Raw genomic sequence first — 10,459 nt, 5'->3', positions numbered from 1 at the left:
GGCCCGGCACGTCGGCACCCGAGACGAAATTCTGGTCGGCCGAGCCGCCATGGGCGGTGCGGATGGTGTCGGCGGCGCTGGGGTTGGCCAGGGGCTCGCGGGTGTAGCGGGTCACCGGCGGATCGGCCGGCGGCACGTAGTCCGGACCGACCACGCAGCCGCCGAGGCCGGTCATCGCGAGGGCGAGCAGGGCGCCGCGCAGGCCGCGCGGGGCCGGGCCCCGGCCGGCCTGCGCCGCGTTCTGGGATGATGCCGCCATGCCGGAGGATCCTGTGGCCAACCGCGGCCGTAGAGGCGCCGGGGCGGCGTCGAAGTCAACGCGGGCGGGCGCAGGCGCGCGAGGCTGTGATCTGCGCATCACGCGTGCTCGGCCCGGGCCCAGGCCCGGACGGCCGCGTCCGAGGGAACCGTCGCCGGCACCCGGCGCGAGAACAGCGCGATCAGGATCGGGACCACCACCAGGATGAGGTTGGGCGCCAGCAGGATGCCGCCCACGACCACGAGGGCCAGGGGCTTCTGCACCTGCGAGCCGATGCCGGTGGAGATCGCCGCCGGCAGCAGGCCGACGCAGGCGGCCACACAGGTCATCATCACCGGGCGCATGCGCACGTTGGCGGCGTGCCAGACCGCGTCCGCCCGGGCCCAGCCCTCGTCGAGGAGCTGGTTGTAGTAGGAGAGCAGGATCACGCCCTCCATGGTGGAGATGCCGAAGAGGGCGATGAAGCCGATCGCGGCCGAGATCGAGAACGGCGTCAGGGTCAGGACGAGGGCGAAGATGCCGCCGATCATCGCCATCGGGATGACGCTGAGCGTCAGCGCCATGTCGGTGACGGAGTTGAAGTTCACGTAGAGCAGCAGGGCGATCAGCGCGATCGTCACCGGCACCACGATGGTCAGGCGCTGCACGGCGTCCTGGAGGTTCGTGAACTGCCCGACCCATTCGAGGTGGAACCCGGCCGGCAGGGTCACCTCGCGGGCGATGCGATCCTGGGCTTCGAGGACCGCACCACCCAGATCACGCCCGCGTACCGAAAACTTCACCGGGATGTAGCGCTCCTGGTTCTCGCGGTAGATGAAGGCCGCGCCGGAGACGAGCTCCACGGTGGCGATCTCGGAGAGCGGCACCTGGACCACGCCGCCGGCCGGGTTGGCCGCCCCGATGGTGATGTTGCGGATGGTCTCCAGGCTGCGGCGGTACTGGGGCGCAAGGCGCACCCGCATGGGGAAGTGCCGGTCCGAGCCGTATTCGTAGAGGTCGCCCGAGGTCTGGCCGCCGATGGCGGCCTGGACGGTGGTGTTCACGTCGCCGGGCGACAGGCCGTAGCGGGCGGCCTTGCGCCGGTCGATGTCGATCCGCACGGTCGGCTGGCCGAGGGAGGCGAAGACCGCCAGATCCGCGATGCCCGGCACCGTCGACAGGGTGGCCTTGATGGCCTCCGCCGTCTTGGTGAGGTCGTTGAGGTCGTTGCCGTAGATCTTGACCGAGTTCTCGCCCTTCACGCCCGAGGCCGCCTCCTGGACGTTGTCCTCGATGTACTGGGAGAAGTTGAACTCGATGCCGGGGAAGGCCTCGTCGAGCTTGGCCGAGAGGTCGCGGACCAGCGTCTCCTTGTCGAGGCCCTTGCGCCAGGTGTCGAAGGGCTTCAGGGGCGCCAGGATCTCGACGTTGAAGAAGCCGGTGGCGTCGGTGCCGTCGTCCGGGCGGCCCTGGTGCGACAGCACGGTCACCACCTCCGGCACCTCGGCAATGATCTTGCGCAGGCGCTCCACGTAGGCGTTGCCGGCCTCGAGCGAGATCGAGGCCGGCATGGTGCCGCGGATGTAGAGATTGCCCTCCTCGAGCTTGGGCAGGAATTCGAGGCCCAGCGTCCGCGCGGCGATGCCCGAGGCGCCGAGAAGCGCGGCGAGGACGAGGAGCGACAGCACCTTGTTGCGCAGGCCGAAGCGCAGGATCAGCACGTGGCCGAAGCGTAAGGCGCGCACGATCAGGGTGTCGCGCTCCTCCACGTGCTTGGGCAGGATCAGCGCCGAGAGGGCGGGCGAGACCGTGAAGGTGGCGATGAGCCCGCCCAGCAGCGCGTAGGCGTAGGTCTTGGCCATGGGGCCGAAGATGTGGCCCTCGACGCCGGTCAGCGTGAAGAGCGGCAGGAAGCCCACGATGATGATGGTCGCCGAGAAGAAGATCGCCCGGTTCACCTCCGCGCCCGCGATGGCGATGGTGCCGAGGCGCCCGCTCAAGCCGCCCGGCGCTGCCTCGCCGCCGCCGTGCTCCGGCTCGGCCAGGTGCCGGAACACGTTCTCCACCATGATCACGGTGGCGTCGACGATCAGGCCGAAATCGATGGCCCCCAGGGAGAGGAGGTTCGCCGAATCCCCCCGCAGGACCAGGATCAGGATGGCGAAGCCGAGCGCGAAGGGAATCGTCGCCGCCACGATGACGGCGCTGCGCAGGCTCCCGAGGAACAGCCACTGCACCACGAAGACCAGCACCACGCCGAAGACGAGGTTGTGCATCACCGTGTGGGTCGTGGTGTGGATCAGCCCGCTGCGATCGTAGATGCGCTCCACCCGCACGCCCGGGGGCAGGATGCCGCTGGCGTTGACCTTGTCGATCTCGGCGTTGACCAGCTTCAGCGTCGGCAGGCTCTCGCCGTCCCGGCTCATGAGCACGATGCCCTCGACGATGTCGCTCGCGCCGTCGTGCCCGACGATGCCGAGGCGCGGCGCGTTCGAGACCCGCACCTCGGCGACGTCGCGCACCAGGACCGGCACGCCGGCCACCTGGGTCAGCATCGTGTCGCGGATGTCGTCCATGTCGCGGATGAGGCCGATGCCGCGCACCACCGCCGATTGCTCGCCCACGTTCAGGGTCTGCCCGCCGACGTTGATGCTGGAATTGTTCAGCGCCGTGACGAGCTGGACCAGGGTCAGCCCCTGCGCCTGGAGCCGGGTGAGGTCGACGGCGATCTCGTATTCCTTGGTGCGGCCCCCGAAGGCCGTGACGTCGGTGACGCCGGGAATCGCCTTGAACCGGCGCTGCAGCACCCAGTCCTGCAGGGTCTTCAGGTCGGTGGAGGAGTAGCCCGGCGGCCCGGTCACCTTGTAGCGCATGATCTCGCCGACGGGGCTGGTCGGCGAGATCTGCGGCTGGGCGCCGTTGGGAAGCGGCGGCAGCTGCGAGAGGCGGTTGAGCACCCGCTGCAGGGCCTGCTGGTAGGTGAAGTTGTAGTTGAACTGCACCTTCACGTCCGAGAGGCCGAACAGCGAGATGGTGCGCACCACGGTGGTATTGGGGATGCCGGCGAGCTGCACCTCCAGGGGGATCGTGATGTAGCGCTCGATCTCGTCGGCCGATTGCCCGGGGTTCTGGGTGATGACGTCGACGAGCGGCGGCACCGGGTCGGGATAGGCCTCGATGTTGAGCTGCGTGTAGCTCGCGTAGCCGAGCGCCAGCATCACCACGAACAGCAGGAACACCAGCACGCGCTGGCGCAGGGCGAAGACGATCAGGCCGTTCATGGGTGGGACTGGGTCATGACAGGTCTGCGCCTCGAAAAAAGGTGTCGGCTTCGAACAGGGATCCGGCCTCGAAGGATGGCGGACGCCCGTCTCAGGACGCCTTGTCGCCGCTGGTGGCCCGATCCATGAAGACCGCGCCGCGCGTGACGATCGCCTCGCCGGCGCCAAGGCCGCCGGTCACCTGGGCGAGGCCCCCGGCGGTCATGCCGAGGGTGATGGGGCGGGCCTCGATGGCGCCGTCCGGCCGCGCCACCCAGACATGCGCCTGCGCGCCCTCGTACACGATGGCGGCGGCGGGCACCGCCGGGGCCGTCTGTCCGGGACCGGTGAAGATGGTGAAGGCCGCGAACATCTCGGGCTTCAGGAGCCCCTCGGGATTCGCGACCTCGCTGCGCACGGCGAGCCGCCGGGTGGCCGGGTCGAGGCTGGCGGACATGTAGTTCACCCGCCCCTTGAACACCCGCTCGCCGAAGCCCGCCACCGTCGCCTCGATCTCCTGCCCGATCCGGATCCGGGGGATCTCGCTCTCGCGCACGTTGGCCACCAGCCACACCGTCGAGAGGTCGCCGATCACGAAGACCGGGTCGCTGGAGGCGGAGAGATACTGGCCGAGACCGACCTTGCGCTGGACGATGGTGCCGGCGATGGGCGCCCGGATCTGGGTTTCCGGGCTCATGGTGCCCTTGCGCTCGTAGGCGGCGATCTCCGCGTCGGTCTTGCCGAGGAGGCGCAGGCGGTTCTTGACCGCCTCGAGGCCGGCCTCGGCGGTCTTCAGGTCGCTCTGGGCGCCGATCACGTCGTTCTGCGCCGACTGGTAGTCCTTGAGCGCCACCGCCTTGGCCTGGAACAGCTCCTGCTGACGGGCCGCGATGGTCTGGTCGAGCTTGAGCAGCGCGGTCGCCTTGGCGAGGGTGTTGAGGGCGGCCTGGTAGTCGCTCTGCGCCTGGACCATGTCGGTGGCCTCCAGGGTGAGGAGGACGTCGCCCGCCTTGACCGTGTCGCCCGCCCGCACGAGCACGCGCGTGACCCGGCCCGCATACGGAGAGGTGACCGGCACGTTGTCGTCGTCGTTGAGGGCGATGCGGCCCTCCGCCGTGCCCTCCGGGCGGAAGCTCGTCGTGCGGACGGGCTGGATGTCCAGGGCGGCGCGCTGGGCGGGGCTAGGCCGGAACAGCCGCCCCCCGGACGGTTCCGGCGGCTGGCCCGCTTCCGCCCCGGCCGTCCCGGCCGTCGTGAGCCGGTCCCGGATCGACGTGGCGACGGCCACGATGGGGCCGGGCCAGATGCTCGCGGCCGCGACCGCGCAGATCAGCAGCCCGAGGGGAATGACGATCCTGGCCATCGCAGGCGGGGTCCCGTTCATCAGGCGCAACTTCGTCTCGGTCTGGGCGTGGATCGTCGTCCGGGGGCGTTGGGGCGCCCCTGGTGGTCTCGGCACGGGCTCGGGGAGAGCCGGCGCCGGTGTGGCGTGGCGCGGTCGCGCGCCCACGGACCGGTGCCCCCGATTCGTGCGGCACTGGCGTCGGGTCGCACCGCGTCGAATTTGAGGCGCGGGGCGATGCGGCGCTTGTCGCCTCAGTGGCTCGTCTGTGCGGAAGCCAGGATCGCGACCCCAACCGCGATGACGCCGATGCCGACGATCATCGTCGGGCTGACCGGCTCGTCGAACAGGAGGGCGCCCCCGAGGGCCGCCCCGACCATGCCGACGCCCGCCCAGATCGCGTAGACGACCCCGATCGGCAGCATGTCCATGCTGGTGGACATCAGCCAGAGGGCCGTGCCGTAGCCCAGCGCCACCAGCACGGTCGGCCCCGGCTTGGTCAGGCCATCGGCCGCCTTGAGGGCGAGGGTGGCGGTGATCTCGGCGCCGATGGCCAGGGAGAGGATGAGGAACGGGTTCACGCGATGGCCGTCAGCGCCGCGGGCGCGCTCTGTACGGGGGCCGTGAACATCTCGAGGTCGTCGGCGAACTGCGCGGTGATCTCCCCCGAATTGGCGAGGCAGGTGGCGAGGTAGGCCGGCAGGGACGGCGGCGGCGCGAAGCCCTCCGCCAGGAGCCGCGTGTTGTCGAAGCTGAGATCGAGGGAGCAGAACGCGTAGTAGGCCCGGGTCGCGCGCAGCATCGCCTGCTTCAGGGAGCCGTCGAGCCCGAACACCTCCGCGAAGCGGGCGCGCAGGGCGGCGCGGTCCGACAGGTCGAAGCGGTGGAAGGCCCTGACGCCGTCGGACGGCTCGGCCGCCTCGAAGGCGTCGATGAGGTCGCGCCAGGAGGCGCTGGACGATGCCCCGCCGGAGACATGGTAGACCCGGTGCGCGAGGTTCGGCTTGAACAGCAGGCCGTGCAGGGTCTCGGCGACCCAGTCCGAGGGCACGATATCGACCCGGCTCTGGTCGCCGCAGGGCAGCATGCGCAGGCGGTCGGCGGCGCGGACCACCCAAAGGATGCTGGAGCTCGGGCCCGCGCCGAGGGTGGAGTGGCCGACAACGATGGAGGGCCGGGCCACCACGACCGGCAGATCGGGGAAGTGCTCGGCGAGCGAGGTCTCGGCCGCCGCCTTCGACACCGTGTAGGCCACGAGGTGGCGGGCATTGGCCGCCGGGTAGGCGGCCTCCTCCACCCGGTGGGGGGCGTTGGCGCCGCAGATCATCGCGGTGCCGACGTGGAGGAAGCGCTCGAGCCCCGCCATGGCGCGGGCGCGCCGGGCCAGGGCCAGGGTGCCGTCGTGGTTGGTCCGGTTCACCCGCTCGTCCCCCCACCAGGACGTGTCGGCGGCCAGGTGCAGGATGTGGGTGACGTCGTCCAGGCGCGGATCCATGTCGAGGTCGGCGCGGGTGAAGTCGCCGGGCACGATCTCCACCTTGCGGGCGAGGCGCTGGGCCGTGAACGGATCTGTGAAGCGGGCGAGTCGGGCGGCGACGCGCTGCCGGCCCTGATCGACGCTGGCGCAGCGCACGAGGCAGACCCACGAAACCGCATCGTCCCGGTCGAGGGCGTGGTGGAGGACGGCGCCCCCGATGAGACCGGTCGCGCCGGTGAGCAATACGCGTTTCAACTGAGGCCCCCCCTCTGATTTGAGGGGTATCTGCCAGAAAAAATCAGAAATAATCCCTGCGGTTGCGTCCGATTTCGGGATTAAAATGAGGTGATGCAAATATGCATCATCGGCTCACGGATTCGTGTCCGCGCCGCCCCATTCCCGCCTTCGCAAATCGCCGTGCGATCGGCCTTTTTCGCGGGACATTCTCCGACTGCCGCCGATCCGAATTCGCGACCGGGCCGGATCCGGGCCTGCGACGTGGCCGGGGCGTGGTCAATCGGATCGCGGTGTCGGGGCGCCGGCGCGGGGATCATGCGCGAAGAATGTCTCCAGCGCCGCCTGAAGCTGCGGATTGGGCTTCTTCAGCCCCGTGATGAACCGTGAGATGCGCGGCTGATTGATCCCCAGCGTCCAGGCGAGCTGCGCCTGGCTCCAGCCGGAGCGGTCGAGGAACCGGGAGACGTCGGCTGGCTGGATCGGCATGGCCCCACCCCTTCGATGCGTCATCGTGCGATGCGAGATCGGTAAAAAAATTCTATGGGCGTTGCCGGCGCTTTCCAGGGCCGATCGCGGCTAATCCCACCGGCTCACTTCAAATTACCGTGATAGCGCCGAACGTATGGATACGTTTCCGGGGCTGCGCCTTAGGTTCCTGAGCGCAACAAAAGTCATCGGAGAGGAAACCCCATGCGGTACATCATGCTCGGCGCGATCGTGGCGGCACTGTTTCCCCTGGCGGCACAGGCCGAGGGCGATGCGGCGGCCGGCGAGAAGGCCTTCGCGCCCTGCAAGGCCTGCCACGCCTTTGGCAAGAACGGCGTCGGCCCCAACCTCACCGGCGTCGTCGGGCGCAAGGCGGCGTCCGAGGAGGGGTACACCTACTCCGCGGCGCTGAAGGGCTCGGGCATCACCTGGGACGAGGCCAACCTGCACGAGTGGCTGAAGAACCCGAAGACCAAGGTGCCCGGCACCAAGATGGTGTTCGCGGGCTATCCCGACGACAAGAAGATCGACGACGTCATCGCGTACCTCGCCTCGAAGAAGTAGGCGCTCTCCGCTCCGCCCCGGCGCGCGGTCGGTCCCTCCCGGACGGGGGACCGGCGGCCCGCTCACGGGGCGGAGTTCCCGTCCCGGCTTGGTTCGCGTGACGGCCCCGGCCGGGCGGCTGTCTCGCGGCGGCAACAGCCCCCGCACGGCATGGTCTCGCGAGGCGCGAACAGGCCGTGCCGGCATGGCGTGGAATCCGGAAGGTGCTAGACTCGCCTCGGTCCTGACGGCCGGGCGACCTGCCCGTGAGCGCGGCCCGGAGCCCCCTCGTGCCGGAAGCGTCTGGACACCTCGACCTCTCGACCCTCGCGACCGCCGCCCCGAGCCGTCGCAACAGGTGGTTCGCCACCGTCGTGGCGGTGGCGTTCGGGCTCCTCACCCTCGCGCTCGTCCCGATCGCCGCAAGACCCATCGGGCCGATACCGGGCTTCGTCGCGAGCTACCAGGCGGCGCTGATCACCGTCTACGCCGTCACGACCGCCCTGCTCTTCACCCAGTACCGGCGCACCCGATCGGTCTCGCTCCTCGTCCTCGCCGCCGGCAGCCTCTACACGACGCTCATCGTCGCGGTGCAGCTTCTCAGCTTTCCCGGCATCTTCGCGCCGGGGCGCATCCTCGGCGCTGGCCCGGCGACGACCACGTGGCTCTGGACCCTGTGGCACCTCGGGCCGCCGCTCTTCGCGCTGCCCTACGCGATCATGGAAGGCGACCGGCGCCGGCGCCTCGTGCCCGCCGGGTCCGAGGGCCGGGTCGGCACCCTCGCGGCCCTGGCGACCCTGGCGGCGGTCGGCGTCCTGTCGTGGATCGTCATCGACTTCGTGGACTACCTGCCGCGCAGCGTCGAGGGCGACGATTACTGGCTTCTGACCACGTCGGGCATCGGGCCGGGCGTCGTCTTCCTCAACGTCCTGGCCCTGGCGATCCTGTGCTGGACCACGCGCCTGCGCAGCGTGCTCCACCTCTGGCTGGCCGTCTCGCTGCTGCTGCTGCTGTTCGACAACCTCGTCACCCTGCCGGGCGCGGCGCGCGGCACCGTGGGGTGGTTCGCCGGGCGCCTGGAGGCGCTCGCCGCCGGCATGATCCTCCTCGGGGTCTACCTCCGGGAAGTCGACGGACTCTACGGGGCGGCCGAACGGGTCGCCGAGGGCCGCGAGCGGGAGCGGGCCGAACTCGCCATCGCCCGCGACAACCTCCTGGTCGCCCTCGAGGCCGCCGACATGGGCGACTGGCGCCTCGACCTCGCCACGGGCCGGGCCGAGCGGACCCTGCGGCACGACCGGATCTTCGGCTACGACACCCTGTTGCCGTCCTGGGGGCTGTCGGACTTCCTGCGCCACGTGGCCGACGTGGATCGCCCCGCGGTCGCCGCCGCCGTCGCGCGGGCGCAGCGCGAGGGGCATCTCGAGGTCGAGTGCCGGATCACGCGGGCGGGCGACGGCGCGGAGCGCTGGATCAACGTGCGCGGGCGCGCCTACCGGGACGAGGCCGGCACCCCGATCCGGATGATCGGCGTGGTCACCGACACGACGGAGCGGCGCGAGGCCGAACAGCGCCTGAGCCAGTCGCAGAAGATGGAGGCGATCGGCCAGCTCACCGGCGGCGTGGCGCACGACTTCAACAATCTGCTGACCGTGATCGTCGGCAACCTCGACATGATCGTGCGCCGCCCGGACAACCCGCAACGGGTCGAGCGCCTCGCCACCTCGGCGATGCTCGCCGCCCGGCGCGGGGCCGAGGTCACCGAGAAGCTGCTCTCGTTCTCGCGCCGGCAGGTGCTGCGGCCGGAGACGGTGAACCCGAACCACCTCCTGAAGGATTTCCAGGGCCTGCTGCAGCGGGCGCTGGGCGAGGCCGTCACCCTCGTGCTCGACCTCGACACCGCCCTCGATCCGGTCCGGCTCGATCCCGGCCAGTTCGAGAGCGCCATCCTCAACCTCGCGGTGAACGCGCGCGACGCCATGCCGGGCGGCGGCACCCTGACGATCCGCACCGAGAATTTCGCCGTGACGGCGGAGCGCGCCGCCGCGTGGCCCGACCTCAACGCGGGGGATTACGTTCGCGTCTCGGTGCACGATACCGGGATGGGCATGGATGCCGCCACCGCCGCGCGGGCGTTCGAGCCCTTCTTCACCACCAAGGACGTCGGAAAGGGCACGGGGCTCGGCCTGAGCCAGGTCTACGGCTTCGCGCGCCAGGGCGGCGGGCAGGTCCGGGTGGCGAGCACGCCGGGCCTCGGCACCACGGTGACCATCGACCTGCCGCGCTCGTCCGAACCGGTCGCCGCCGCGCCGCGCGCCGACGCCCTCCTGCCCCTGCGCCGGGCCGCGGAGGGCGAGGTCGTCCTCGTGGTGGAGGACGAGGCCGCCGTGCTGGAGATGGCGGTGGAGAGCCTGTCGGAGCTCGGCTACCGCACCCTCACGGCCACCCGCGCCTCCGAGGCCCTGGACCGCCTGCGCGGCCCGGAGCGCATCGATATCCTGTTCTCGGACGTGGTGATGCCGGGCGGCCTCAACGGCATCGAGCTCGCCCTCCAGGCGCGCCAGCTTCGCCCCGGCCTGCGGGTGCTGCTCGCCTCCGGCTATACCGGCTCGGCGCTGGGCGAGCAGGGCGTGCCCGTGGACCTGCCGCTCCTGAGCAAGCCGTACCGGCGCGAGGATCTGGCGAGCAAGCTCCGCCTGGTGATGGGCGGCCGCTGAGCCAAAAGACTCACTGAGCCAAAAGACTCACTGAGCCAAAAGACTCACTGAGCCACAAGGCTCACGGCTTCGGCAGCATCCGGTCGCTGATGATCCGGCGCTGGATCTCGCTGGTACCCTCGAAGATCGTGGTCAGGCGGGCGTCGCGCCAGTAGCGCT

Annotated in this window: 8 protein-coding genes and 1 pseudogene; 2 read left to right on the top strand and 7 right to left on the bottom strand. The window is 70.5% G+C overall.

Features of this window, described 5'->3' with window-relative positions; translation table 11 throughout:
• From K2X24_RS17970 to K2X24_RS17945, 6 genes and pseudogenes are all read right to left on the bottom strand, one after another.
• A pseudogene (locus K2X24_RS17970) lies at positions 1-259 on the bottom strand (hypothetical protein); the annotation flags it as partial.
• A 98-nt stretch (positions 260-357) separates the two neighbouring features.
• Positions 358-3,519: a CusA/CzcA family heavy metal efflux RND transporter gene (locus K2X24_RS17965; protein WP_292499722.1), complete on the bottom strand. Its 3,162-nt coding sequence runs from the start codon at positions 3,517-3,519 to the stop codon at positions 358-360.
• 91 nt (positions 3,520-3,610) lie between these two features.
• Complete coding sequence (locus tag K2X24_RS17960) at positions 3,611-4,861, bottom strand: efflux RND transporter periplasmic adaptor subunit (protein WP_292499720.1); 1,251 nt, start codon at positions 4,859-4,861, stop codon at positions 3,611-3,613.
• Between the two features lie 233 nt (positions 4,862-5,094).
• Positions 5,095-5,421, bottom strand: coding sequence for a multidrug efflux SMR transporter (locus K2X24_RS17955; protein WP_292499718.1), 327 nt, complete (start codon positions 5,419-5,421; stop codon positions 5,095-5,097).
• Positions 5,418-6,572 (bottom strand): SDR family oxidoreductase, encoded by a 1,155-nt coding sequence (locus K2X24_RS17950; RefSeq protein WP_292499716.1) that lies wholly within the window; start codon positions 6,570-6,572, stop codon positions 5,418-5,420. Before K2X24_RS17950 ends, K2X24_RS17955 begins: the two co-directional genes overlap by 4 nt.
• 258 nt (positions 6,573-6,830) lie before the next feature.
• Positions 6,831-7,040, bottom strand: a complete 210-nt coding sequence (locus K2X24_RS17945) for a helix-turn-helix transcriptional regulator (RefSeq protein WP_292499714.1) — start codon at positions 7,038-7,040, stop codon at positions 6,831-6,833.
• Between the two features lie 204 nt (positions 7,041-7,244).
• On the opposite strand from K2X24_RS17945, the gene K2X24_RS17940 reads away from it, so the two are divergent.
• Positions 7,245-7,604, top strand: coding sequence for a cytochrome c family protein (locus K2X24_RS17940; RefSeq protein WP_292499713.1), 360 nt, complete (start codon positions 7,245-7,247; stop codon positions 7,602-7,604).
• A 245-nt stretch (positions 7,605-7,849) separates the two neighbouring features.
• A complete protein-coding gene (locus K2X24_RS17935) occupies positions 7,850-10,300 on the top strand; it encodes an MASE4 domain-containing protein (protein WP_292499711.1) in 2,451 nt (816 codons plus the stop codon).
• A gap of 61 nt (positions 10,301-10,361) precedes the next feature.
• Here the strand turns inward: K2X24_RS17935 and K2X24_RS17930 are convergent.
• A partial coding sequence (locus K2X24_RS17930) for an acyl-CoA dehydrogenase family protein (protein WP_292499724.1) occupies positions 10,362-10,459 on the bottom strand: 98 nt, incomplete at its 5' end.

This window comes from Methylobacterium sp., assembly GCF_019750675.1.
Lineage (GTDB): Bacteria > Pseudomonadota > Alphaproteobacteria > Rhizobiales > Beijerinckiaceae > Methylobacterium.
This window is presented reverse-complemented; position numbering and strand designations above follow the sequence as displayed.